Source organism: Symmachiella dynata (assembly GCF_007747995.1).
Taxonomy (GTDB): Bacteria; Planctomycetota; Planctomycetia; order Planctomycetales; family Planctomycetaceae; genus Symmachiella; species Symmachiella dynata.
On the sequence record NZ_CP036276.1, the window covers coordinates 2,647,573 to 2,674,570 of the forward strand.

23 protein-coding genes are annotated in these 26,998 nt (G+C 55.5%); 12 read left to right on the forward strand and 11 right to left on the reverse strand.

The genetic code is table 11. From position 1 onward, the window contains the following. Positions 1-10 precede the first annotated feature (10 nt). The 12 genes from Mal52_RS10175 (at position 11) to Mal52_RS10230 (ending at position 15,648) form a co-directional block, all read left to right on the forward strand. The gene (locus Mal52_RS10175; RefSeq protein WP_145375892.1) at positions 11-1,429 is read left to right on the forward strand and encodes a leucine-rich repeat domain-containing protein; all 1,419 of its coding nucleotides are present in this window, start codon (positions 11-13) and stop codon (positions 1,427-1,429) included. Positions 1,430-1,515: 86 nt separating this feature from the next. Further along, positions 1,516-2,001, forward strand: a complete 486-nt coding sequence (locus Mal52_RS10180) for a thioesterase family protein (protein WP_145375894.1) — start codon at positions 1,516-1,518, stop codon at positions 1,999-2,001. Positions 2,002-2,245: 244 nt separating this feature from the next. Further along, a complete protein-coding gene (locus tag Mal52_RS10185; RefSeq protein ID WP_231962590.1) occupies positions 2,246-3,574 on the forward strand; it encodes a (Fe-S)-binding protein in 1,329 nt (442 codons plus the stop codon). A 133-nt stretch (positions 3,575-3,707) separates the two neighbouring features. Next, positions 3,708-4,370: an HAD family hydrolase gene (locus tag Mal52_RS10190; RefSeq protein ID WP_145375898.1), complete on the forward strand. Its 663-nt coding sequence runs from the start codon at positions 3,708-3,710 to the stop codon at positions 4,368-4,370. A gap of 151 nt (positions 4,371-4,521) precedes the next feature. Continuing rightward, entirely contained in the window at positions 4,522-5,832 is a 1,311-nt protein-coding gene (ahcY, locus tag Mal52_RS10195; protein ID WP_145375900.1) for an adenosylhomocysteinase, read from the forward strand. Between the two features lie 173 nt (positions 5,833-6,005). Continuing rightward, on the forward strand, positions 6,006-7,076 hold the full coding sequence (locus Mal52_RS10200; protein ID WP_145375902.1) for a glycosyltransferase family protein: 1,071 nt from the start codon (positions 6,006-6,008) through the stop codon (positions 7,074-7,076). Positions 7,077-7,672: 596 nt separating this feature from the next. Further along, positions 7,673-8,773, forward strand: coding sequence for an FAD:protein FMN transferase (locus tag Mal52_RS10205; RefSeq protein WP_145375904.1), 1,101 nt, complete (start codon positions 7,673-7,675; stop codon positions 8,771-8,773). A gap of 143 nt (positions 8,774-8,916) precedes the next feature. Then, a complete protein-coding gene (locus Mal52_RS10210) occupies positions 8,917-10,182 on the forward strand; it encodes a hypothetical protein (RefSeq protein ID WP_145375906.1) in 1,266 nt (421 codons plus the stop codon). 96 nt (positions 10,183-10,278) lie between these two features. After that, positions 10,279-11,850: a Gfo/Idh/MocA family protein gene (locus tag Mal52_RS10215; protein WP_145375908.1), complete on the forward strand. Its 1,572-nt coding sequence runs from the start codon at positions 10,279-10,281 to the stop codon at positions 11,848-11,850. Between the two features lie 403 nt (positions 11,851-12,253). After that, positions 12,254-13,516, forward strand: coding sequence for an MFS transporter (locus Mal52_RS10220; protein WP_145375910.1), 1,263 nt, complete (start codon positions 12,254-12,256; stop codon positions 13,514-13,516). Positions 13,517-13,651: 135 nt separating this feature from the next. Further along, positions 13,652-14,515 (forward strand): TIGR02452 family protein, encoded by an 864-nt coding sequence (locus tag Mal52_RS10225; RefSeq protein ID WP_145375912.1) that lies wholly within the window; start codon positions 13,652-13,654, stop codon positions 14,513-14,515. 59 nt (positions 14,516-14,574) lie between these two features. Continuing rightward, complete coding sequence (locus Mal52_RS10230; protein WP_261343693.1) at positions 14,575-15,648, forward strand: ADP-ribosylglycohydrolase family protein; 1,074 nt, start codon at positions 14,575-14,577, stop codon at positions 15,646-15,648. 76 nt (positions 15,649-15,724) lie between these two features. On the opposite strand, the gene Mal52_RS10235 is transcribed toward Mal52_RS10230, so the two are convergent. The 11 genes from Mal52_RS10235 to Mal52_RS10285 all read right to left on the reverse strand — a co-directional run bounded on the left by Mal52_RS10235 (position 15,725) and on the right by Mal52_RS10285 (position 26,929). Further along, positions 15,725-16,036: a hypothetical protein gene (locus Mal52_RS10235; protein WP_145375915.1), complete on the reverse strand. Its 312-nt coding sequence runs from the start codon at positions 16,034-16,036 to the stop codon at positions 15,725-15,727. 33 nt (positions 16,037-16,069) lie between these two features. After that, positions 16,070-17,299, reverse strand: a complete 1,230-nt coding sequence (locus Mal52_RS10240; RefSeq protein WP_197534800.1) for a DUF420 domain-containing protein — start codon at positions 17,297-17,299, stop codon at positions 16,070-16,072. A gap of 37 nt (positions 17,300-17,336) precedes the next feature. Further along, positions 17,337-18,197 (reverse strand): ABC transporter permease, encoded by an 861-nt coding sequence (locus Mal52_RS10245; protein ID WP_145375919.1) that lies wholly within the window; start codon positions 18,195-18,197, stop codon positions 17,337-17,339. Continuing rightward, positions 18,194-19,132, reverse strand: a complete 939-nt coding sequence (locus tag Mal52_RS10250; RefSeq protein ID WP_145375921.1) for an ABC transporter ATP-binding protein — start codon at positions 19,130-19,132, stop codon at positions 18,194-18,196. The genes Mal52_RS10245 and Mal52_RS10250 overlap by 4 nt, the downstream gene beginning before the upstream one ends. Next, positions 19,132-19,554 carry a cytochrome C oxidase subunit IV family protein gene (locus tag Mal52_RS10255; RefSeq protein ID WP_145375923.1) on the reverse strand — a complete coding sequence of 141 codons (423 nt, stop codon included), beginning with the start codon at positions 19,552-19,554 and terminating at the stop codon, positions 19,132-19,134. Before Mal52_RS10255 ends, Mal52_RS10250 begins: the two co-directional genes overlap by 1 nt. A gap of 92 nt (positions 19,555-19,646) precedes the next feature. Further along, the gene (locus Mal52_RS29700; RefSeq protein WP_197534801.1) at positions 19,647-20,684 is read right to left on the reverse strand and encodes a cytochrome c oxidase subunit 3; all 1,038 of its coding nucleotides are present in this window, start codon (positions 20,682-20,684) and stop codon (positions 19,647-19,649) included. Between the two features lie 129 nt (positions 20,685-20,813). Next, positions 20,814-21,755: a heme o synthase gene (cyoE, locus tag Mal52_RS10265; protein WP_145375925.1), complete on the reverse strand. Its 942-nt coding sequence runs from the start codon at positions 21,753-21,755 to the stop codon at positions 20,814-20,816. Then, positions 21,752-22,720, reverse strand: a complete 969-nt coding sequence (locus Mal52_RS10270) for a COX15/CtaA family protein (RefSeq protein WP_145375926.1) — start codon at positions 22,718-22,720, stop codon at positions 21,752-21,754. The genes cyoE and Mal52_RS10270 overlap by 4 nt, the downstream gene beginning before the upstream one ends. A gap of 72 nt (positions 22,721-22,792) precedes the next feature. After that, entirely contained in the window at positions 22,793-24,607 is a 1,815-nt protein-coding gene (locus Mal52_RS10275) for a cytochrome c oxidase subunit I (protein WP_145375928.1), read from the reverse strand. A 3-nt stretch (positions 24,608-24,610) separates the two neighbouring features. After that, the gene (locus tag Mal52_RS10280) at positions 24,611-25,429 is read right to left on the reverse strand and encodes a cytochrome c oxidase subunit II (protein ID WP_231962115.1); all 819 of its coding nucleotides are present in this window, start codon (positions 25,427-25,429) and stop codon (positions 24,611-24,613) included. 87 nt (positions 25,430-25,516) lie between these two features. Next, positions 25,517-26,929, reverse strand: a complete 1,413-nt coding sequence (locus Mal52_RS10285; RefSeq protein WP_197533840.1) for a c-type cytochrome — start codon at positions 26,927-26,929, stop codon at positions 25,517-25,519. Positions 26,930-26,998 lie beyond the last annotated feature (69 nt).

Below are 26,998 nucleotides of genomic sequence, written 5' to 3' on the forward strand. Positions count from 1 at the left end.
AGCCTTCAGCATGACCGAACCCACCCCAAAAAGCCGACTACCGCGCACGGGCGTTGTTCTGCTCGTTGGTGTCGTGCTACTGCTCGGCGGTGGCGTGCTGATGGTGTGGTTGCCGTACTATCACAATCAAGCGGCAATTGCCGAGGTCGAACGACTTGGAGGAGCGAAAGAGTCAGAGATCGTTCGTCCTGGCTGGATCCCAGATGCGGTGGAGAATGAGTATTTATGGGCGTTTAAAAGAGTGACCACAATTTGGTTGTTTGATAGTCAGTTCGATGATGCCGGACTTGAGCATCTCCGAAAACTGACCAACCTACGGGAGCTGTTGCTCGACAACACCCAGATCAGTGATGTTGGGCTGGAACATCTTAGAGAGCTAACCAACCTTGAAGATCTAAGGTTCGACAACACTCAAGTCAGTAATGCGGGGCTTGAGCACCTCCGAGGATTGAACAACCTTGAGTCCCTATCGCTCGACAGCACTCAAGTCAGTGATGCGGGGCTTGAGCATCTCCGAGGGCTGACCAAGCTTTCTGCACTAAATCTCAACGGCACTCAAGTCAGTGATGCGGGTCTTGAACACCTCCGAGGATTGAACAACCTTGAGTACCTATCTCTCAATAACACCAATGTCAGCAATGCAGGGCTAGAGCATCTCAAAGGGTTGACCAATCTTTATTCCCTGCTTCTCGGAAACACCTGGGTCAATGATGCTGGACTAGAAGATCTCCGTGGTTTGACCGAACTTTCTGATCTTATACTCGACGGCACCAAAGTCGGTGACACTGGGCTTGAGCATCTCCGAAGACTGACCAACCTGTGGTCCCTGTCACTCACCAACACCCAGGTTAGTGATGCTGGACTCTTGCATCTCCGAGGATTGTCCAACCTTGAGTATCTATCGCTCGACAACACTCAAGTCAGTGATGCGGGGCTTGAGCATCTCCGAGGACTAACCAACCTGCGGTCCCTGTCACTCACCAACACCCGGGTCAGTGATGCTGGGCTTGAGAATCTCCGGGGGCTGGCTGACCTTGAACAGCTATATCTCAATAACACCCAAGTCAGTGATGCTGGGCTTGAGCATCTCCGAGGATTGACCAAAATATACAACCTATCGCTCGGATACACCGATGTTGGAGATGCCGGACTCAAGCATCTCCGAGGATTGCCCGAACTTATATTGCTGGAGCTCGAAGGTACCCGAGTCAGTGATGCTGGACTTGAGAACCTTCGTGGGCTGAGTAACATTCAGTCCCTACATCTCAACAACACTCAAATTGGTGATGCAGGGCTTCAGCGTCTCCGGGGATTGACCAAACTTCAGATCCTATTGATCAAGAACACCCAAGTCAGTGATGATGGGGTCAAGAAACTCCAGAAAGCTCTACCCGATTGCGAAATTGATTGGACTTCGCCGTCGGATTAACGCCAGATTTTTACAATTCCCCCGACCTTTTCCGTTGGGCTTCGAGCAAAACAAAACAACTTACTCACAACGGACACGCACAAACCGTGATCACCCCAGAAGACCTCCAACCGCTCCCCATCACCGGCAACAAAACCATTCCCGAGGACTACCTCGACGAGATGGGGCATATGAACGTGATGTGGTATACGCATCTGTTCAGCAATGCCACCGGCAAGATGTTTGACCTGTTCGGGCTGTCGGATGACTATTGCGTTCGCACCAATTCCGGGGCGTTTGCGCTGGAATGCCATTTGCGGTATCTGGCTGAGGTGCGGGTCGGCAAGACGGTGCGGATTCATAGCCGGCTGGTCGGCCGCTCCGAAAAACGGTGGCATTTCATGCATTTTATGGTGATCGAAGAAGACGACCGCATCGCCGCCACGGCCGAATTCGTCGGCGCGCACATCGACATGACCCGCCGTCGAACTTCCCCCATTCCCCCGATCGTAACGGAACCCTTCGACGCCATATTAGCCCAGCACGACCAACTTGATTGGGATCCCCCCCTGTGTGGTATCATGCGGCCATGAATCGCACTCGTTCCCAAACTCCGTTTGGGAACGGACATTCGCGAAGCCCTGCTTCGCTGGCCCAATGCTACCGGCCGAAGCAGAGCTTCGGAGAAGTGGGTTCCCAAACGGAGTTTGGGAACCAGGGAAAGGCAGAATCTGTACCTCTTTGCGTCTTCGCGTCTCTGCGCGAGGCTTCTTTTAATTTTCTAGTTCGATTGATTTTTTGCTGAGAACGCCGAAGATTGCCTGCATGGATAACAACGTGACAACAACAACGACGACCGGAACCCTCGGGTCCAATATCGAATACGGCAAGTACCTCGACTGCGTGCATTGCGGCTTGTGTACGGCGGCCTGTCCGACTTATTTGGAAACCGGGGATGAAAACAAAAGTCCCCGCGGACGCATTTACCTCATGCGGGCCGTCACCGACGGGCGTTTGGAACTGACCGACGACGTTCGGGAAAACCTCGATACTTGCCTCGATTGCCGCTCCTGCGAAACCGCCTGTCCCTCGGGTGTGCAATACGGCCGCTTGATCGAACCGTTTCGCATGGACATGGAGCATGCCGACGCTGCTGCGGGAGCGGATGCGTCGCAATCCTGGTTTCACAAATATGTGCTCTACGGCTTGCTGACCAGTCGCAGCAAAACCCGCATCGCACTCTTTCCCGCACGGATCATGCAAGCCTTGCGGCTCGATAGGGCCATGGAAGCTGTCGGCCTGACCAAATTGTTGCCGGGCAAATTGCAGCGGATGTTCAAACAATTGCCCCGACTCCAGTCCAACCTGCCCGCTCTTCCGGAGCATCTGCCGGCGATCGGTCCGCCGCGGGCCAAAGTGGGACTGTTTCTGGGGTGCGTGGCGGATGCCATGTTTCGGCAAACGCATTGGGCGACCGCGCGAGTTCTGCAACACAACGGCTGCGAGGTCTTCATACCCCGCAGTCAGGGCTGTTGCGGCGCGATGCACTATCACAGTGGCGCCGGTGAACCGGCCATGGAAATGGCGTCGCAAAACGCGGCGGCGTTTGATCTCGATCAACTTGATGCGGTGATTGTGAACGTCGCCGGCTGCGGAGCGATGCTGAAGGATTATCCAGAGATCGCCCACGAAGTCGCATCCGAGGACCATGCCTTGCGGGCGACGTTGGAAAAACTGACGGCGAAGATCAAAGACATCTCTGAATTCCTCGCGGAATTAGGCCCGATTGCTCCCCAGGGTGAAATCAAAATGCGGGCGACCTACCACGACGCTTGCCATCTCTGCCACGCACAACAGATCCGTGCGCAGCCTCGCGACTTGTTGGGCCTGATTCCCGGTTTGGAATTAGTACCGCTACCCGAGTCAGAAATTTGCTGCGGCGCCGCCGGAAGTTACAATCTCACGCAGCCGGAAATGTCCGACCGGCTCGCCAAACGCAAATATGAAAACATCATGTCCACACAGCCCGACGCCGTGATCACCGGCAATGCGGGGTGTCTGTTGCAGATCCAATCCGAGATGCGGCAAGCAGGACATGAAATCGCCGTGGTGCATCCGATGGACCTGTTGGATTGCAGTTACCGCGGTGTTACGCCGCCCGGATGAATGATCACCCCGAGTGCCCCCCCGGCGGAGCCGGGGGCTGGTTCGAAAATTTCATCGTCCATCAGCCCCCGGCTTTGCCGGGGGGCCGCCTGCCAAACCGCCCCCCAAATTATTCTCACAACGTTCAAAAAACATGTCCCAAACACAACCCCCCATCAAGGCCGTTGTTTTCGACTTCGACGGGCTGATGTTCAACACTGAAGACATTTTCGAAGCGGCCGGGCGGGAGTTGCTCCAGCGGCGCGGGCTGGAAATGACGCCGCAACTTTTGAGCACCATGATGGGCCGCCGTCCGCTGGAAGCCTTTCAGTTCATGGTCGATATGCATGGATTAACCGAGCCGATTCCCGACCTGCTGGAAGAATCTCGCGTCATTTTTACGGACTTGATTCCCGGCATGCTGCAGCCGATGCCTGGATTGCACGAATTGCTCGAGCACCTCGAATCGCGGGATTTGCCCAAAGGGGTGGCGACTTCGTCATCGCGGTCCTATTTGGAGGACTTACTGTCGCGGCACGACTTGCTGGAGCGGTTTCACGTCACGTTGACTGCCGAGGATGTCACGCACGGCAAACCCCATCCGGAGATCTATTTATCAGCCGCCCAGAGATTGGGCATTCATCCGTCGGAAATGCTGGTTTTAGAGGATTCCGAAGCGGGGACAAATGCCGCTGCCAGCGCCGAGGCGGTGATTGTCTCCGTTCCGCATCAGCACAGCCGCAGCCACGATTTCAGCCGTGCGCACTACGTTGCCGAGCGATTAGACGATCCGTGGGTTCTTGACCGCCTGGGGTAGAGACCGGCCGCTTCCCTGTGTGTTGTAGCGGACAAATTGCGGCAATCTTGTTTGCCTACGACAAATGTCCTATCCTACGCGGCACTGCTGTCTACAAATCGAATACCGAAACAACTCACCCATACTTTTTGCGTCACCTCAGGAGAGACAAATGTCGACCGCTGCGGCACTGCCATACAAAGTTGCGGACATGGAATTGGCCGATTGGGGCCGTAAGGAAATCGAACTCGCCGAAACCGAAATGCCCGGTTTGATGGCGTTGCGGGAGAAATACGGCGCTGCACAACCGCTCAAAGGGGCACGCATCGCCGGTTGTCTGCACATGACCATTCAGACCGCCGTGCTGATCGAAACCTTGACCGCACTGGGAGCCGAAGTTCGTTGGTCCAGTTGCAACATCTTCTCGACCCAAGACCACGCCGCCGCGGCCATCGCCGCAACCGGCGTCGCGGTTTTTGCCTGGAAAGGCATGAGTGAAGAAGAGTTCGATTGGTGCATCGAGCAAACCATCTTCTGGCCCGATGGACAACCGCTGAACATCATTCTTGACGATGGCGGCGACTTGACCGCCATGGTCCTGGAGCGGTTCCCGGAATTGGTCAAAGACATTCGCGGCATCAGCGAAGAGACCACCACCGGCGTGCGTCGTCTGGAGCGGATGCACGAAGAAGGCAAATTGCCAATTCCCGCGATCAACGTCAACGACTCGGTGACCAAAAGCAAATTCGACAACCTCTACGGCTGTCGCGAATCGCTGGCCGATGGCATCAAACGCGCCACCGACATCATGATTGCCGGCAAGGTGGTTGTTGTCGGCGGTTACGGCGACGTCGGCAAAGGCTGTGCCGCTGCGATGAAGGGACTCGGTGCCCGCGTGATCGTCACCGAAATCGATCCCATCATCGCCCTGCAAGCTGCCATGGAAGGTTATCAGGTCGTCACGATGGAAGAAGCTGCTCCGCTGGGAGACATCTTCGTGACCACCACCGGCTGCTGCGATATTATTCGCGGCGAACACCTGGATGCGATGAAGCACGAAGCGATTGTCTGCAACATCGGTCACTTCGATTCAGAAATCGAGATCGCCTACCTCGAAGGCCGCGACGATATTGAAGAAGTCAATATCAAGCCACAGGTCGACAAGTTCGTCTATCCCGACGGCAAAGCGATCATTGTGCTGGCACGCGGACGGTTGGTGAATCTCGGATGCGCAACCGGCCACCCGTCGTTTGTCATGTCCGCCAGCTTCACAAACCAAGTCTTGGCCCAAATGGCGCTGTGGGACGAGAAAGCCGACTTCGAAGTTGGCGTGCACATGCTGCCCAAGGAACTCGACGAAGAGGTCGCCCGGCTGCACCTCGACAAGTTGGGTGTCAAACTCACCAAGCTGTCTCAAAAACAGGCCGACTACCTCGGCATTCCGGTCGACGGACCGTACAAGCCCGATTACTACCGGTATTAAGATGCCAGCCAGTCAAATTCCGTGAAACAACGTGCTCAGGCCTATGGCTTGGGGTGTAGTTGTTTCACCCATTGCGACGATATCAATCGAGCCGTGACGGTGTTCCGCGTGACCCGCCACGGCTCGAATTTTCTTGCGCGGACCGAAATCGCGAGCAGGAAAGCACGTCGGCAATGCGGATTCTTTATGGCGCGTTCTCCCAGGGAAACGGGCATCTCTCAAAAGCGTCGGTCTTGGTTCCCTTGCTGGAAGCCCGCGGGCACGAGGTCCGCGTGATCACCTCCGGTCCGCCCCCCACGAGCTGTTACCAGTTCAATTGGCACCGACATTTTCCCGGAATCTCCTACGTCGCAAAAAACGGCCGGACCGATTACCTGGCCTCCTTCCAACAATGGAGCCGCCGCCTGCCCACATTGTTCAAAGGGATTTGGGCGATCCGTGGGATTGCCCGCGAATTTCAGCCCGAACTGGTGATCAGCGATTTTGAACCGATGACCGCCAGCCCGCTTGTCGAACCGGGGTGCGAAGTCGTTTCCATCAGCCGACAAGTTTCGTTGCTCGATCCCGATGTGCCGATGCCCCCGGCGGGTGGATTTGACCGTAAGATGACCCGTTCGGTGATTCGCGTGTTCACCTGCGGAGCCGATCGCAAATATGGTTACCACTACGAGCCGGCATCGTTTCGCTGCGTGCCGCCATTGATTCGCGCCGCAGCCAAACAACGCCGACCGGAAATGGGCGAGCATGTTTTGCTCTATAGCGGACTACCCTCCTTCCAACCACAGCCGGCCGATGTCGTCGCCTGGGCACGCAAAAACCGGCAACGCGTGATCGCCTACGGTTTCGCTCCCGAATGCGCTATCGAAGGGGAACGGTTCGTGTCGTTCCGCCGCCCCAATCCCGGCCAGTTTTTGGAGGACATGGCCACATCGCGGGGCGTGATCACGACCGCCGGTCTGTCGACACCGATCGAGGCCTTTTTACTCCGCAAACCGCTCGTCGTTGTACCGATCCCTCGTCAATGGGAACAAACCGTCAACGCGTTCCAACTGCACGAAGCCAAGATCGCCTGTTCGGTACCCGATTGGAATTTCGACAAGCTTCTCGAAACCCCCGCACCGGCCGCCGATCACCCGCTGCTCTCCTGGATGCACACCGGCAGCGATTACGTCCTCAATCGTATTCTCGACCAGCCCATAACGACCACCCTCCCACCCCAAGAAACCGCCCGCCCCGCTGCTTAGGGTTAAGATAAGAGGCAACGCCGAAAGGTGTGTATGAATTAGGGCCATAACGCGAACTCCGAAATCAATGAAGGTAGCGAAATCCAATTGACCGAAACGCTTTGCGACCTGGAACATTGGGATTTGTTGCGGATTGTAATAATCGGATTTCAAATTTGCGGACAATCAAGCCCGGTTTACCGGGCGCTCCGCGCAGCGGTATTAGCCCCATCGTTTACGGCGGGGTGTGGCGTTGGCTCTCCTTATAAATCTACCCCCGTTTCACGGGGGTTCTCGCTGCCGAGGCTTTAGCCGACTGTCTTAAGGCTCAAGCCGGTCCAGCGAGAAGCCTCGTAAACGAGGCTCAATGTCTGAATTGTGCTTACCTGCGACCCCGCCGTAAACGACGGGGCTATGACACGCTTTTCGCGTGAAAAGTCCCGTAAACGGGACTAACGAAATTAGTACATCTCGGGTCGGCGGTGTGCAGGTGCGGGAGACGCAGGCACTGCATAAACCGGATCTACCTACCCCATCCCCCCTTGGCGTGGGCTCGTCTTTCCCGATATGATTTGCTGCGGACATTTATCACCGCAAACCATTCGGGACAAACGCTGATGTCAGATGAGGCTGCTGGAAGTTCTCGACGCGATTTTCTCACCGGCCGCGCCGTTCAACGCTCGGTGGAACAGGTCGGGGAACGTATCGCCGACGAGTTGGTCGATGCTGCTGCGCGGCAAGCCCCCGTCGCGAGCGAGACCGTGCAGTTGGGCAAGCAGGCGATGGCCTGTGACTTTGATGTGATCCTCAACCCCGGCCAACCGGGCGCAATCCGTCCCGCTTCCGATGCTCTGGATGTCATCGATCTTCTCGAAGATCAAATGAGCGTTTATCGTGACCACAGTGAATTGTCGCAGCTCAATCGCCGCGCTGCCGACGAACCGGTCGAGGTCGAAGCGGAGTTGTATGCCTTGTTGCGGCGCGCGGAAACCATTTCTCGTCAAACCGAAGGCGGGTTCGACCCGACGGCCGGTCCGATTGTCGATTTGTGGCGGCGGTGTAAAGCCGCAGGCCGCGCACCGACGGAGGCTGAAGTTCAGGTGGCGCTCGATATTGTCGGATTGCAATATGTGCGCTTCGACGATGAGCAGCGAACGGTCCGCTTTTCCAAACCGGGCGTGGAGTTGAATCTCAACTCAATCGGCAAAGGATATGCCCTCGATAAGGCGGCAGAAGTGCTCACGGAAAATGGAGTCGACGATTGGTTGTTCCACGGCGGTCATAGCAGCCTGTTGGCCCGCGGATCTCATGGCGGGCTAGGGGGGTGGCCGGTGGGAATTCGCAATCCGCTGTTTCCTGATCAACGTTTGGGGACAATTTTGCTCAAAGATTGCGGAATGTCGAGTAGTGGATCAGGTGTCCAGTATTTTCGGCACAGAGGGAAGCGCTACGGCCATATTCTGGACCCTCGGAGTGGGTGGCCGGTGGAATCTATGCTTTCTGTGACGGTTTTAGCCCCCACAGCGGCCCTGGCGGACGCACTTTCGACGGCATTTTTCGTTGTCGGACTCGAAAAGGCCGCCCAATATTGCCATAATGAGACTGGTGTCAGTGCTTTACTGATTCCCCCGCCGGCCCATGGCCGCCGTCTGGAGCCGGTCAATATCGGCATGGACGATGACATCCTGTTTCTCACCCCAGAAGATAATCCCGCCTGACATCGTCCGAGACTACGGAGCGTTTCGCGTTCCGTCAGCTTCGTCCGCATAAATTGCATGGTGAATCACATGCCGGTGGCCGACCGAGGTCGCGAACTGAACCGGATTCCGAGCCGATTTTCATAGCAGAAGGTAAACTGAGCGTGTCCGCATCCCAAATCCGTAAAGTCACATTCTTCGCCTGCCTGTTCCTCGTGATATTGCGCGTCGCCATCGGTTGGCAATTCCTGTACGAGGGAATGTACAAGTACAAATCGCAATTCACGGGAAAACCGTGGTCCGCCGCAGGCTATTTGAAAAACGCCAAAGGCCCGTTTCGCGACCACTATCGCAGTCTCGTCCACGATCCGGATGACTTAGAAAAACTGGATTACGACAAAGTCGCCGCTATGTGGGACGATTGGGAAAAACGGTTCGTCGCCAAACATTCCGATCTGAGCGAAGGCGATAAGAAAAAACTACACGTGTTCCTCAACGGCCCCGAGCCGCAACAATGGACACGGAATTTGGCCGAATTGCCTCCCGGCGTCGATGTGACGGCGACTTACAAGTTCGTGACCTACGATCCCGAGAAAAAGCGGCTCGTCACCACGCGGCGGTTACTGCCCCGGGAAGTCAACAAACTGTTGGCCTTGGTGGAGGTCAAAGAGGATCCGACTGAAGAAGAAAAACCGGCAAACGATCTGGCGAAGGCTTACCAAAAATCGGTCAAAGAACTGGGGTTGGTCTGCAGTCGGTTGAGCCTGAAAGAACAACTCGAGGTCTCGTTGCTGTGGGACAAAGACCGCGCCGGCGTGACCATTACCGAAGAGAATCAAAAGAAGCTTTATCCCGATGTGGTCGGCACACTCGACGAACATCGTCCGGGTGATATTGAACTCTACCGCCATGCCTTGGCGCGGTATGAAGAGAAACTCAAAAATGTGACCGAAAACGGGGCCCCGGATTTCGCGCAGGAGCACCTCTCCAAGCAGTGGACCGAACTCCAACAAAAACGGGGCGAACTGGTCGGCCCGGTCAATGCCTGGACGGCGGAACTGATGCGCTATGGGGAGGAAATGCTCACTCCGGAACAACTCACCAGTGGTGGCGTTCCCATGCAAGTCACAAAGACCGATGTGACCAATCAGCGCACCATCTGGGCGTTGTTGATCTTGGGCGCGTTGCTGATTTTGGGCCTATTTAGCCGTGTGTCGGCTTTCGGGGCTGCGTTGCTGTTGTTGTCGTTCTACTTCGCAATGCCGCCCCTACCGGGTGTCCCACCCGCTCCCGGGCCGGAACATAGTTTGATTGTCAATAAAAACCTAATCGAAGTCATCGCCTGTTTAGCTTTGGCTAGTCTACCAACGGGACGTTGGTTTGGTGTGGATGGGTTCTTTCGCCGCGTGATTCTCCGCAAGAAAGACTAAGTTTGCGCCGTCAATTTCCCTTTGTTTGACGTACGTACAGTAGTACTCGAATCGCAATTTCCCGGTTGATACCGCTTTTTAATGTGAGGTTTAGTCATGCAAATGACTCCTGAAGAGAAACAGATCGGCAAGGACAATTTTCACGAAGCCTCGGCCGACGTGCAGTTGTTGCAAAAAGAAAAAGCCAAAAAATCGGGCGATGACGCAGGACTCACACGTCGCGACGCCATCAAAGCGGCGGCCATCACCGGCATGGGCCTCGGAGCGGCCGTCTACGGCTACGATGAACTCTCTGGCGCTGATCGGGTCAAAGTCGGATTCATCGGCACCGGTGACGAGGGGAGCGTACTGCTCACGCAACATCCCCCGGAATACATGGACATCGTCGCCATCGCCGACATTCGTCCCAGCAACCGCAAACGGGCCTTCACCGGTGACGGAAACGATCACCGCGTCGGCCTGTACAAAAAACTGGGCCGCGAAAAATGCGAATCGATCAAGGTCTACAACGACCATACCGAATTGCTAGCCGATCCGGACGTCGAAGCGGTCGTGATTGCCGTTCCGCTGAACCAGCACGAGCCACTGGCCATCGCTGCACTCGAGGCCGGTAAGCACGTGCTCAGCGAAAAGCTGATGGCGCACAACATTACCGAGTGCAAAAACCTGATTCGCAAAGCTAATGAAAAAGGTTTGCTCTACGCGGTCGGCCATCAACGGCATTACAACGTGCTCTATGAAAATGCCTATGAGCTGATCAAAGAAGGATTGTTGGGTGACATCAAATTCATCCGCGCCCAATGGCATCGCAACAACAGCTTTCCCAACAAAGATAGCTGGCACAAACCGATTCCCAGCGAAGACGAAGTCGAGTTGAAGGAAACGGTAACCAAATATGGTTACGATTCGGTCGAAGAGCTGTGTCGTTGGCGGTTGTACAACAGCACCGGTGGCGGTTTGATGGCCGAATTGGGCAGCCACCAGTTGGATGCTGCGAGCATTTTTCTGGGCAAGGTGCGACCGATCGCCGTGCAGGGTTATGGCGGACGTAATTTCTACGGTGTCAAAGGGGTCGGTTCGAAGGATAAGCAGGAGGACAATCGCGAGATCGATGATCACGTCTACGTCACCTTCGAGTTCCCCGGACCGAACTACGCCGAAGACCAAAACGACGTCGTGATTGTGACCTATTCCTCGATCAACACGAATCGCATGGAGCCGTATGGTGAAACCATCTTCGGCAGCCGCGGCACGATGATCGTGGAGTTGGAACAAGACGTCATGCTGTTCAAAGAAGCGGGTGGAGCGACCGGCGGTGGTGGAGCAGAGCAGCGACTGCAAGTCCTCAACAAAGGGGGCGGACCGGTCATGGATGCCAGTGCCAGCCTAGCCCCCAGCGCCAAAGCGGCGACGGCCGACATTGGCGAGGTGAGCCGCGGTTACACCGAAGAGATGGAACACTTCGCCTATTGTGTCCGCAACAACATCAACAAGCCGCGTGAAGAAGGGGGACTGCGTTGTAACGGCGTGGTTGCCATGCAAGACGCGATTATGGCCCTCACGGCCAACTTGGCGATGAAACACAAAAAGCGGATCGTCTTCAAAGACGAATGGTTCGATCCCAATAGCGACGCCGTGCCGGAAACCGATCCGGACATCATCGGCTAATCAAAAATACGTTTATGGCCTATAGGACCGGGATATCGCCGTTGGTATCCCGGTCCGTTTGCTTTCACCCGCTGGACTGTTCGAATTCCATGGCACGCTGGCCCGACAATCCCCGCTCAACGATCACCACCGTGATCCTGATCGTCGTCATCTTTCCCCTGCTATGCTGGCTAGCGGTCTGGTACGTAGGCGGCTAGGATTGCCTGCTGTTATTTAAAATTCACCACGGAGGCACGGAGCACACGGAGTTTTCAAGACTGTAGGCTCTAGACCGTAGGCTTTAGGATTGGGCTGCCAACGTAAGTCCTACAGTCTAAGGTCTAAAGCCTACAGCCTTTTTCCTTCTCAGTGTCCTCCGTGCCTCCGTGGTTCAATAAAGATCTCTGTCGCACGAGGCGAAACGTTGTCGAAACACTCCAAGGCATCTCTGGGTGTCATTTTTGTCACAGTCTTTATCGACCTGTTGGGCTTTGGGATTGTGCTGCCGTTGTTGCCTCGTTACGGCAAGTTTTTTGAAGCGGACCATCTGCTCGGTCCGTTGATGGCATCGTTTTCGGCGATGCAATTTCTGTTCGCCCCCGCCTGGGGCCGCCTCTCCGATCGCATCGGACGTCGCCCGGTTTTGATCGTGGGACTGGCCGGATCGACGATATCGTATTTCATGTTCGGCTATGCCACGTCGTTGGGAAAAGACGATACGCTGCTCGGGCTGGGCGTGCTGGCTTGGTTGTTCATCTCGCGAATCGGCGCGGGGATCGCTGGGGCGACAATTCCCACCGCCCAGGCCTACATCGCTGACGTCACCGGTCCGGAACAACGCGCGCGCGGGATGGCCCTGATCGGAGCCGCGTTTGGAATTGGTTTTACGTTCGGTCCCTTGATTGGCGCCGGGTTTGTTTCCGATCAAGTCGACGCTCCGCCCAGTGCGGCGCCGGGATATGTTGCTGCGGTGATGTCGGGCTTGGCACTGTTGTCGGCGATCTTTTTTCTCAAAGAGTCACTTGAGCCCGGCAATACAACGACCCGGCATCACTGGTTCGACCGCTCCAGTTTGAGACACGCCTTAACTCAGCCCAAGATCAGCATGATTTTGCTGGCGATTTTTATCACCACGTTTGCATTCGCCCAATTTGAATCGACCTTGTCACTACTGACGAGAAACCTGGGCATGTCGCCGCGCAGCAACTTTTGGATTTTCGCCTATGTTGGCTTGGTGCTCACCATCGCACAGGGTGTTTTAGTCCGTCGCTTGTTACCGCGGATGGGCGAATATCGCATGAGCGTTGCCGGCGCTATCCTGATGACCGTCGGTCTGCTGTTGGTCGGCCTGGCTGGGCAACAAGGTTCGACCGGCATGCTGTTTGCCGTGCTGCCGGTAAGCGTTGTGGGATTTTCGGCACTCACCCCGTCGCTGCAGTCGTTGCTCTCGCGAGGCACGTCCGCCTCAGAGCAGGGGGGAATCTTAGGCCTGGGCCAAAGCCTCTCCGCACTGGCCCGCATCTTCGGCCCCTGGCTCGGCATCTCACTCTTTCTCGACGACATGTTCTTCCCCTACGCCGTCGCTGCAGCCATCATGGCGGTAGGGTTTGTCATGGTCCTCGGCCTGCGTAACTTTTCAGACAAAATCGAAACCGCTTCACACGCAATCGATATGGGCGAAAAATAGTAGGACCTGTCGGCGGCGCACCCCACCGCAACGGAGTGCACAATTTTTCGAAAAAACTTGGTCCTGGTGGTGTTACGTGTTTAGAATAGCTTGACGATTAGCAGTTGCTACTTTTCCAACGCTCAGAAGGTCATTATGGCGGGGCGCAGCCACAGAGCTTCAATCGCGAATGAGACGATCGATATCTTAAGTCGTGGGACATATCGCGGTCCCGATGGAGACGAGATTTCCATTGAGTCCTCATTACGTGCAGCAGTTGATGGAACCGTGGTCTATTTACCAGAGGATGGCGATGAGCTTCTCGCACGCCGACAAGCGTCCGCCGACGACTTGCCTGCGTCTGAAGGAACAAAGTATTCGGTCCTCAATACAACAACTTTTGCCGCTGCGCAGCGATTGTTGTTGGATCATCCAGCCGAACGTGTCGCTTGTCTGAATTTTGCCTCAGCGAAGAATCCCGGCGGCGGTTTCCTCAAGGGCGCGCAAGCGCAAGAAGAATGCCTTGCGCGGGCGAGTGGGCTGTACGCTTGCATTCGCGATGCTGCGACCTATTACGAGTCTAACCGACGTTGTGGAACGGCGCTCTATACGGATCATGTCATCTATTCCCCCAATGTCCCGGTATTTCGCGGCGATGACGATCGTTTGCTGGCGGCACCCTATCTGACCTCCATTATCACTGCACCTGCCGTGAATGCCGGAGCGGTCATGAAAAATGAGCCGCAGCGCAGTTCTCAAATCGAACCTGTCATGCGGCGGCGTATTGAAAAAGTACTGGCCGTGGCTGCCGAACAAAAACAGACCGCGCTCGTATTAGGGGCTTGGGGCTGTGGAGTGTTTCGGAATCAGCCGCGCGACGTCGCTGCGTGGTTTCACGAAGCGCTAACAGCCCACAACCTGTTTCCAGGGTGCTTTCAACGGGTCGTATTCGCCGTGCTTGATGGTACTGACAACGGACGCTTCATCAATCCGTTCACCGAGCAGTTCAGCAAGGCTTGATCTGTCGTTACAAGGTTGCATCTTCATGAAGTTGAGGCGGGTTCGTGCAGCAACAACAAGTGACGCTCCGATCTGTTGCCATTGAGGGAACTCTCCTAGGCATGGCCGTGGGAGACGCGTTGGGGCTTCCCCGCGAAGGGCTTTCCGCACGCCGCGCGGAGCGAATGTTCGGCACGGACGAATTGCGGCATCGGTTTTTCTTCGGCTACGGCATGGTCAGCGATGATACGGAACACACCTGCATGACGGCACAGGCGTGGTTGGCCTCACAGGGGGACGTCCCCCGGTTTCGCCGCTGCTTGGCTTGGCGTCTGCGTTGGTGGCTGTTGGGATTGCCGGCGGGTATCGGTATGGGGACGCTCAAAGCCATCCTCAAATTGTGGATTGGGATTCCCGCCAGTCGGAGCGGAGTCAGGTCTGCTGGTAATGGGCCGGCAATGCGGGCACCAATCTTGGGCGTTTGTCTGGAAGCGACTCCCGACGTAATGGTGGAATTCGTCCGCGCCTCCACACGCATCACGCACAATGACCCGCGCGCCGAACAAGGAGCTTTGGCAATTGCCGTCGCAGCTGCCTGTGCAGCGCGCTGTGGAGGGACGATCGATCAGCCCGACGAGCCGATCCAGAGTATTCGTGCGGTTATTGACGACGCCGAACTGTTGAGCCTGCTGGATCAAGTTGCCGAACATCTCGCTCGCAATTCGACAGCGGCGGAATTCGCGCGGGATCTGGGACTGGATCGGGGCGTCACCGGTTACATTTATCACACGGTGCCCATCGCATTGTTTTGTTGGCTACGGCACCGTGGCGATTTTCGCGCAAGCGTGGAACAATCCATTCGCTTGGGAGGCGATACCGATACGGTTGCGGGAATCGTCGGCGCGCTGGCCGGAGCAACCGTTGGTAGCAAGGGCATCCCGCAGGATTGGCTGGACGGCATCATCGAGTGGCCTTGCTCGATCGCTTGGATGCGACAATTGGCCGAGCGACTCAATCAGCAAGCAAAACAACAAGGCACGGGCGAAATGGTGCGCCCTCGACCGCACAACTGGCCCGGGCATTTCTTGCGAAATCTATTCTTCGCGGCGGTTGTGCTCGTACATGGTTTCCGTCGCCTTTTACCGCCGTATTAGATTCGGATACCGATCGCCCTACCCGCAAAGGTGCGTCGCGACGCACCCTACGGGCAGCGGGTACCAGTCTGGGGAGCTATTCTTGGTCGTTCTGCTTCAGGGCGGTGATGACGCGCTCGTCGTACTGCGCCAAAACTTCCGGATCCAGGCTTTGTTGCTTGGCGGCGTTTTGTTGGCTGAGGCGGTAGAACGTGTAGCTGAATCCCGTGAAGATCGTCGCCGGGACGGTCAGCATGAAGATGATGCTGTACTGGTAGGCACGCGGCATTTGGTTGTCGGTTTTGATCCCTTCCTTGCAATTGGGGCAAGCTTGGGCGGACTCGACGACGGGACCAGCGAACAGCGCAGCCAGAACGAACAGGCCGATGAATGATAGTTTGCGGAACATGGGATTCTCTTTCTCAATAAACGACCGGAAAAATCAAACCGGCCATTGGTACAGCATAACATATATTATCACGCCGGTGATCGAGACGTAAAGCCAAATCGGGAAGGTGATCTTTGCAATGCGGCGGTGTTTTTCAACCTGTCCAGCCAATCCACGGTAAATGGTGACTCCCGCAAGAAACGGGACCGGGACGGCGAGAATTATATGCGTGATCAAGATCGCGAAATAGACCATTCGGATCGAGCCGGTCCCTCCAAACGGTTTGGAAAGATGGTGGTAATGGTAAATCAGATAACAGGTCAAAAAGGCGACCGAGACGCTAAACGCCGCGAGCATCACGTTGCGATGAGCGGTGATTTTTCGGGCACGAATCAGACCGTAACCCAATAACAGCAGGATTGTTGCCAAGCTGTTGAGGCTGGCATTTACTTCCGGCAGCGATTTGACCCACTCGGGGACATCGGCCACCGCGTCCTCCAGATCCGCTACCGGCTCCTCTGACGGTTCCGCCGCGGGGGGCTTGGTTGTCGCCAAATCCTCCGCCATCGGTTCTTCGCCAATCCGAATCCCCGGCTTCGGTTTGACGAAACGATGCTTTTCCGGTGTTTCCATGCCGTTGACCAGCACGCGGCGCAACGCAACGACATCGTCGGGCACGACGGCGTTGTATTTGCCGACCACTTCTCCCTCGGCATTGACGTGCATGATGTTGTTGCTGTGGATCACTTGGTTGCCGGGTAGAGCATTCGGGTTAGGATTGTCCGCTGCGGCAACACCGAAACTGTGATGCAGCAGATGAAACGTATCCGCTTTATCCCCTGTGACGAACCACCAGCGGTCGGGGTCGGCGCGGAATTGTTCAGCGTATCGGGAGAGTACCTCGGGCGTATCGTGGTCGGGGTCGACGGTGATCGTGACCAACTGCACGTCCTTGTCTTTCAATGCATGGCTCAACTCGGACATCGCCGCCGTCACCTTGGGGCAGGTTGAGGCACAGCGCGTGAACACAAAACAAGCCAGCCACGGTTTTCCCAACAGATCCGCCCGCGTCACAGTCCGGCCGCTCCGCTCGGTGAACGTAAAGTCTTCGACGATCGTTTCTTCGTCGCCTGGAGATTCGGGAACGATGACTTCCACATCGACATCTTGCGCACCGGCGCGGGGCATCGAAGCACAGACCATCATCGCAGCCGTCAGTCCCAGCCACAGCGACCGGCGGAACTTCGCCATCCCGCGAACCGTATGTTGATGAGCAAAAATCATGGCAAAACCGTACGTTTCTCGAAAATTCGTAAACCAATCACCGGGCATCCTTAGAGACCCGACGACTTGCCAAATAAACCGACAGCCCCACGCAGACACAACAAAATAAACAGGTAACGGCCAGTGATATCCCGAGACCCGGCAGCCCGTTGCCTGTGGGAATCTCACGATTGAAGTACAACAGCCGTCGCAGTCCAGCCATGCCGTAGGTCAGCGGATTGGCAGCGATGATCCAGGAGAGCCAACCCGATTCGCCGGCGGGAAAAAATGCGCCCGACAGCAACCACATCGGCATTAAAAACACGCTCATGATCGCATGAAACCCCTGCGTCGATTCCATCGGCCAGGCGATAACAAATCCCAGCGCCGTGAGCGTAAACGATAACAACGTCAACCAGGCCAGCGTGCAAATCGCCGCAGTGGGCGACAAGTCGATTCCCATCGTCGGCGCCAACAACAAAAACAGCGCCGCTTGCAACACTGCCAACACCGTTCCGCCACACAGTTTGCCTAATACCAATGATAGTCGCGAAATCGGAGCGACAAGCACTCCTTGCAGAAAACCTTCGCGACGGTCTTCGATGATGGAGATCGTGGAAAAGATCGCGGTGAACATCGCAATCATCACGGCGATGCCTGGGAAAAAGTATTCCTGATAACTCATCTCCCAAGTCGCCCAACGCGGCGGTTGGAAGGAGCCTTTCAGGCCCGCTCCGAACAGTATCCAAAATAGGAGTGGCTGCACCAGCGCACCGATCACACGTGTACGCTGCCGAAAAAACCGGACCAATTCCCGTTGCGTCAACGTGAGGATCGGCAGCCAAAAGTTCCCGCGCGGCTGCGCATTGATCGTGGGCGAAGCAGGGGAGGGGGCGACCGCCTCAGTCGATGTACTCATGCCTCCTCCTTGGCCCAAAATTGATGTCCTGTCAGGTGAATAAACGCATCCTGCAGCGTCGGTTTGCCCAACGTGATGGTGTTGATCTCTGCCGGAAAGGCCTCGACCAATTCCCGCACCAATTCATGTCCGCCGCTCCGTTCGATCCGCACATTGCCGCCCACGACGGTGGCATCCAGGTCGAACCGCGCCGTAATGGTTTCTGCCAGCGCGGCCGGTACAGCGGATGTAATCGTGATGCAATCGCCGCCAACATGCGCCCGCAATTCAGCCGGCGGTCCGGTGGCGACCAAGCGACCTTCGTCCAGAATTGCCAAGCGGTCACAATGCTCGGCTTCTTCCATCAGATGCGTCGTCACAACCGCCGTCACGCCGTCGCTGTCCCGCAAGTCCCGTAGATACCGCCACAAATCGTCGCGGGCCCCTGGGTCGAGTCCGGTACTCGGTTCGTCGAGCAGCAATAACCGCGGGCGATGCAACAGTCCCTTGGCGATTTCCACACGACGTTGCAAGCCTCCCGATAGTGAGGCAATACGGTCCCGCGCGCGGTTGGCGATGCCCAGTCGTTCTAAGAGCAGTTCAATCCGTTGCCGCAACTCCGACCCGCGCAGTCCGTACAAGTGCCCCTGATGTTTCAGGTTTTCGCTGACAGTGAGCATGCGGTCGAGGCTGGGAGATTGGAAGACCACACCGATTTGCGTGCGAACTTCGCTTTGCCGTGTGGCGACGTCGGCGCCTAAGATATTCACGGTGCCGGTTTGAATCGGCAGCAATGTGGAGAGCAGACGAAACAGCGTGGTCTTGCCGCCGCCATTGGGGCCGAGCAAGCCAAAGATCTCGCGTTCAGCCACGGAAAACGAAACGTCGCTTAACGCCGCGTGGTCTCCATACCGATGGGCCAATCCGTGGATCTCAACCGCCGGGTGATGCGACATCAGTGACCGCCGCCATGCTCCGCTGGTTCGTCGCCGTGATGGTGCTCCGCTTCAGCTTTTTCTTTGGCGATCTGCTCGATTTCTTTTTCCAGCAGCGTGTTTTGCTGCGGCACCTCGACATCGTAGTAGTGAATGCCGATATCCGAGGCCAGCGCAAACGGAATCGCCAATGCCAGCACCACGGTGGGAAGCAGGATGATGTACTTCCAACCCCTTTCGAATTTCAGGTGCATGAAATACCGCATCACGTACGACGCCTTGAAGCAGGCAATGATCAACACCACAGCGGCGAGCACAGTCAAGTTGTACATTTTCCTGAGATCCATAACGTCGGCGATCACCGATGCGACCGTGAAGATGCACAGGTAACCAAAAATCCGCCAGTAGGGGACGTGAGGATGGTCATTATGTTCGTCGGTCATAACTTTGATTTCTTTCGACAGCAGAGGCGAAGATCGCCATGATCCGCCCAGGTGTCCATTTTGATGTCGTCAATAAATTTGCGACTGAAAGGCTAGATAATATAAAGCAGCGGGAACAAGAAGATCCAGACCAAGTCGACAAAGTGCCAGTACAGCCCCGCGTTCTCGACAAACACTTCATGTTGCGAGCTGAGCTTGCTGCCGTAAGACAACAACAAAACAAACATGAACATACCGACCAACACGTGGATCGCATGAAAACCGGTCATGATGAAATAACAGGATGCGAACAGGTTGCCATACTGAATCGGGTGTGGCACTTGAACCGAACCAAACACGTCTGGGTTTTCTTTTTGGAGCCGGGCCACTTCGGTCACCATGGTCGATTGACCCGCTTCTTCGGCAGGATGCTCAGCGGCCGGTTTTTCAGTGGTCGAGGTCTCAGCAGCGGAATGCCCTTGTGGCGCATCTTCGCCATGCTCCGCAGCCAGTCCGAGTTCGATGGTGCCTGCCTTCACGCGGTCGTTGATCGCCACGACTTTGTTCGCGATCGGAGTGATCTCATCGACCACTTTTTGTTGTGCATCAATGCGTTTCTGGACTGCCTCGGTGCTACGTCCCTTCTTTTGCAACTCAGCCATTTGCGTTTCCAACCGCTTAAGCTTTTCTGTTTGGGGAACAATTCCCGTAGCAGCGCGGAGGTCGCGAGCGGTGAAGGCCAAGGCCTGGCTTTCGGTTTCGGGGATTCGTCCCGGCAGGATGTTGTGGTCGAATTTTCCGTAGTATTCGTAGCTTTTAATGCCCAAAAACACGAACGAAAGCATTAAGGTGACGAACAACCATTTGCGGGCGAGTTGGAAATCCTTGCTCCGCATGCCTTCCAGGGCGAACACGACCGCCACACTGGAACAGATCAGCACAAACGTATTCGTACCCCCCGCCCAAATGCGAATGTGCGTAACGCTTGCGTCTTCGGGCCAGCCTTGGGATCCAATCCGCAGTACGATGTAGCTGCCGATGAAGGCCGTGAAAAACATGATTTCCGTACCCAGAAACAACCACATCCCCAATTTTCCATTAGGAATGTCGATCCCCATCTTCAGTGGTGGGTGTCCGGATTGATGCGACATGAGTTCTTCTTCTAAACCGTTCTGAACTGTTTCCAAAAACCCCTACGGTTTCTCAAAAATATTGCGTTGAACAAACACGATGTAGGGACGGCAAATGTGTGCTACCAAAGTCGTGGAAGCACCGTTCTCTTAATTCAACAAATGCAGGTGTTCTCCCACCATCGCCAACCAAACGGCCGGCAAATATGCCAGCGAAGCCAGTAGCAACTGCCGGGCGGTGTGGACCGATTCGGTTTTGCAGAATCGAACGGCCGTCCAGAGATAAATCACACCAAAAACCAAGGCGACTACAAAGTAAATATCACCCGCCAGTCCCATTTGTCCCGGCAACAGACTGACCGGCAACAGCGCCAAGGCGTAGCCCACTGCTACAAAACCCGTGACCTGTTTGCGGTCTTCGACTGCGGGAATCATCTTCAATCCGGCGCGACGATAATCATCGCGGTACAACCAGGCAATCGCCATGAAATGCGGGAATTGCCATAAATACAAAATCGAAAACATCATGAATGCGTTGAAATCTAAACTTCCCCCGGCAGCCGTCCAACCCAGCACCGGCGGCAAGGCGCCCGGCACCGCTCCCACAGCCGTGTTGACCGTCGAGATGCGTTTCAGTGGCGTATAAATCAGCGTGTAGGCTAAGTAGGTCGCTGCTGCCAACGCGGCGGTCAGCAGATTGACGAACAGTGCTAAATAAACGCAACCTACGATTCCACTGACCAGCCCCATGGTCAAAACTTCACCTGCGGACAAGCGTCCTGAGGGAATGGGGCGGGAATTCGTCCGTTCCATACGGGCATCGGTGTCCCGCTCGTAGTACTGATTCAATGCGCTGGAACCGGTCGCCACCAGGGCGATTCCCAGCAACGCATTCGCGAGGGTCCAGACTTGAAACTCACCGCTGCCGCCCAGTAAGAATCCGGCAGCGACGGAGATCAACACAAAAAATGAAATCCGCGGTTTGGAGATTTCGACATAATCCGCAATCCGATCGGTCCAGTGACGGCGTAACGGAATTGCGACTGTCTCCGTGGAGGCATAGGTCGAAGCTTGAGCGGTGGAGCTTCTCATCGGGCGCCTCCTTGCAAACTGAATTGATTGGGCGAAACAAAGGAGTTTTCCATAACCGGTGCGTTGTTCCGCGAACCGTCGTTCACCGCACAAAGGCGTGCGGCACGGAGCAGAAGATTCACCGAAACCATGAACGTCAGCAAACCGAGGACGAAATGCGCTGTGCGAAAGATCACTTGTGACAGTGAGCCCTCGACAACCAAATAGTTGCCAAAGCCAAATTTCGTTACCCAGGCTCCCAGGCCCAAGGCGATTTGCGCGACTAACATCAATGCCAGCCAGTGGGCCGGTTTCCAAATCCAAGGCTGTTTGTCGGTCCGTGCGACCCAGACGGTCATCGAGACCACGACGAAGACCACCACAGCGAAACCCAGGTGTTGATGCGGCCACCAACCCAGATGCCGCAGCAGCCCGCCCAGAATGTATTGGACAAATAACACAGCCGTACTGGCCGCTGCAAAGGTGCGAATGCGGTGAATGTTATTCGGGACGGTCTTTTCCGCGGCGTTCAGCCAACCACGACTGGTGAACAGCGCTACCGCTGCCATAAATGCAAAGACCAAATTCGCGAATCCACCGTGTAAAAATGCTAGTCCGAGTTGGTCCAGCAACACGCGTTGGCCACCCAACAGGCCTTGAGCAATCACACACAACAGCACAGCCACTCCGCACCAACGGACCCAGGTGCGTTTTTCACACACCCACAGGATTGCCGCCAGCACGATGCTCACAAAGCCGATCAACATCCCCGCTAAGCGGTGTCCATGTTCGAAGAATTTGTCCCCGGCCGATTGCAGCCAAGGATAGGCAAACATGCCGTGCCCATCCGACGAAGGCCAATCGGCGAACGCCATGCCGGCTTTCATCGTGGTCACCAACCCGCCCATCACAATCGGCAACAGGGCCACGCACGCCGTAAACACGGCGAATCGAAAGACCCAGGGTTGATAGACGGTTGGTTTCATGGTGCTGTGAGGATTTGGTTGTCGCGGTTCTATATTGCAAACAGTAGGTTCGTATACGGCGGTCGAATCGGTCTAAGTGGTTCCGGGCTGCGGACGCGGCGGAATGTATTCCGTCTGCGGCAAGTAATCCTTGTCGGTGAGCGGCGAGGAGTACTCGTACGGTCCGCGATAGACGATCGGAATCGAATCAAAGTTGCCATGCGGCGGGGGTGACGGAGCATCCCATTCCAGCCCGTTGGCATTCCAAGGATTGCGGCCACATTTCGGACCCCAGAACATGCTGTAGAAGAAGTTGCCCAGCAACAGGAATTGCGCGAATCCCATCAGCATGGCTGAATAGGTCATGAACTGATTCAACGGCAACAGGTGTTCCAAGTAGGGGTAGTTAAACGGATCGGCCAATCGACGCGGCATTCCGGCCACACCCAACAGGTGCATGGTGAAAAACGTGCCGTTGAATCCGATGAACGTCAACACAAAGTGCAGTTTGCCCACATTGTCGTTCATCATGCGGCCGAACATTTTGGGGAACCAAAAGTGAATCCCACCGAACACACCGAACAACGTGGCTCCAAACAAGACGTAATGGAAGTGAGCCACGATGAAATAACTGTCGTGAATGTACAGGTCGACCGGCACCGCTGCCATGAAAATTCCGCTCAAGCCGCCGACGATGAACATCGAGATGAATGCCACCGAATTCAACATCGGTGTCGTGAAGATCAGATTGCCACCCCACAGCGTGCCAATCCAGTTGAAGGTTTTCACCGCCGAGGGGAGGGCGATCATCATCGTCGAAACCATGAACGTCATGCCCAACGCAGGATTCATGCCGGAGGTAAACATGTGGTGGCCCCACACAATAAAGCCCAGTCCGGCAATCGCCGCCAGTGAATACACCATCGGCTTGTAACCAAACAATGGTTTGCGGGCGAATGCACACAGCATATCCGAAACCATGCCCATGGCCGGCAGCAGCATGATGTACACAGCCGGGTGCGAATAGAACCAAAACAGGTGTTGCCACAACAGCGGCTGACCACCACCAATTGTGGGATCAGCATTGTTCACGACCAGTCCAGCTGGCACAAAAAAGCAGGTTCCCAATGTCCGGTCACACAGCACCATGAAACCCGCAGCCGTCAATACTGGCAGAGCAAAAGATTGCAGGATGGCCGTGATGAACATTCCCCAAATCGTCATCGGCATGCGGAACAAGGTCATTCCCGGAGCTCGCATGTTGATGATCGTGGTCATGTAGTTGACCGAACCCATCATGGAGGAAACACCCACGCAGGTGACGGCCAACAACCAAACCGTCTGGGATGAGCCGGAACCAGGGGCAGCCGAGGCGATGGCTGAAAGGACCGGATAGGAAGTCCAGCCCGCAGCGGGGCCGGCCGTGACACCGCCGATCACAAAGCTCAAGCCAAACAGGGCGATCGCTGGCCACATGAACCAATAGCTGAGCATGTTCAGCGTCGGAAACGCCATATCATCGGCGCCGATTTGTAGCGGAATCAAAAAGTTACCAAACGCTCCTGCCAGCACAGGAATGATGACCAAAAAGATCATCACCGTAGCGTGCATGGTGAAGAGCATCGTATAAAACTCGGGAGAGATGATCCCCCCTTGATCTTTGAAGACTTCCAGGTCGCCGGCGATCGGCATCCATTGCCATGGAAACGCCAGTTGCCAGCGGACCGCCAGTGCTAGCGCACCCCCAACCATCAGCATCAGTAATGTGGTAATCAAAAACTGAATGCCGATGACCTTGTGGTCGGTCGAGAAGATATATTTACGGACAAAGCCGATCTCGGGATGACCCCCATGTGCGTGGTCGTCGTGCGAATGGGCGCCGGCCGTGTCGTGCGTCGCGATACTCATGAATCATTCCTCATTGCTTTGGGCCACAGCATTGTTCGCTTCGGCCGAAAAGCCGTCGTCGTTCATTTTTGCCTGCAGGGCCTGCAGGTATGCGTCGTATTCTTCTTGCAACTCAACCGTCAGCTCGCCCTGCATTTTATAGTGCCCCCAACCGCATAGTTCCTTGCACACAATGTCATATTTGCCAGTTGTGTTGGATTGGAACCAGACGGGAATTACGAGTCCGGGCACCGCGTCCTGCATCAATCGTAATTCTGGAAGGCCAAAACTATGTTGCACGTCTTCACTGCGTAGACGGATCATGACCGGCTTACCGACCGGCACGTGCAGGTCGTTCACGGTGTACAGATCTGTCGGTTGTGGTTGCGGCATCAGTTTTTTGCCCGGCGCCGGATAACGAATCCGCCATTCAAACTGCCGAGCAGAAACCTCCGCCACCGGAGCATCGCGGGCTTGTTCGGGAAACTGACTCATCACACGAATCCGTGCCAACACATCCATCTGGTACAACGAAATGAACAACAGAATGATCGCCGGCAGGATTGTCCAAATCACCTCCAGGTTGTGGCTACCATGGCTGAACCAGGCACCGCCTTTTTTGACGGTCGTTCCTTTCCAAAGTACATAACCCAGCGCGACTTGCGTACCGATGAACACGACCGTTGTGATGATCAGCAACAGATTGAACAAGTCATCGATCTGTTGGCCCAGTTCCCACGGAGCGACGCTGGGAAACCACCAACCATTCGTGGGGGCAACCACGCACACGGCGATGGCCAACGTCGGCCAGAACATAAAAAATAGGCACCAAAACTTTCTCACGTCTCATGCTCCCTGACTGGGGGGCCCAGTCCGATCATGGCGAATTGCCAAACGATCATTTTCCGAAAGCGGGCAGGCCGCTGACAATTATTTTGTAATATGTTCGGCAACCGTTTTTTCAGCCGGTACCGACTCGGGGGACAAGTTATTCTCGTAAGGGATGCTCATAACGTAATTCACCAGATCCCAAATCTGATCATCACTCAGTGACGTCCCAAAGCCGGGCATCAACGCACCTTTAATTCCAGCACTGATCCGGCGGTAAATGTCCAACGGACGTCGTCCGCCACGATAAATACCGGTGTGTAAATTCCGCGGTTTGATCGGGTGTCCCCAATCGTCGTAGAGCCCCGGCTTGTCGTACGTCAGTGAAGAGCCGGGAAGTTGCTGATAAGCCTCTGTTTGCGGACCGTTCCCATTACCTTGCATGCCATGGCAGTCCGAGCATTTGGCATCCTTGGAGATGAACAAGGCGCGGCCGCGGGCAATCGACTCAGCCGTCGGTTCCGGGCGCGGCTTTTTCGGAAAGACCTCAACTTCCGGCGAATTGGCTCGTTCCCAGTCCTCAGACAGAATCAGCGCCACTTCATCGGATAGTTCGGTTAAACCCGTACTGATCTCTTCTTGTTCATTGAATTCTTTGAAAACCTGTTGCCGAGTGAGTCCCGTTTCTTCCCGAAGACGATCGTCGACTTCCTGTTTACTGCCACCAAGCACTTTTAATTCGTTGCCAAGATTGATCTCATATTCGCCTCGCGAGGATAAGAACAACACATAGGCGATGACCGCATCCATGTCGTCACCGATCAATTTCAACTTGAAAGAGGGCATGCTCGTGCCTTGGATTCCGTCATACAGTGTCTGACGGAAGTCGCGATGCGCAGCTTTTTCTGTTGAAATTGTAGAAGTAAACTTAAAGATGCCTTTGCGATAATCGCGCGGAAGCGGATTGAGATATTGCGCCGTCGGTCCGGCACCATCTCCGCTGACTCCGTGACAATGCACGCAATGGATCATATACAAATTGCGACCGCGGACCAGTTTCCAGCCTTGAGGCTTGGTCACAATCGTCACGCTGTCTTCGTCGGTCAATTCCGTTGCAATCGGAGGAGTGACATGTAACTGACCCGACTCCGAGTCGTAGCTGACAATGTCATGCACGGCGTCGGTAGACAACTTGAGCGTTGCTCCCTCCAAGTCGACTCCCAAGTCGTCGGTGTTGTCCACCACGACGACTCCCTTCGCGGCCGTATCAAAAGAATTAACTTTGACCGTCACGGACTCTTCATCGCCGAAGTCGAACTGAAATTTCAGCCAGGCAACCAAGGCTTCAGGAGTTCCGAAATTCTCTTGGAGTTCGGTTTTTACGACCGTTTGTGCCGGTTCGATCAACTCATCCGTCGTTTTGTTGTACGAAAACACGGACTTGAAGTCACCGCAACCAGCGAGGGTCACAGCCAGCAGCGAGGCAGCCGAGAGAATAACGAATCTGGGTTTCACAACAACGACCTCAAAAAAATTCATTGCCCGGCGATGGACCAAATCCACCGCCTTACAAAACAAAACGTA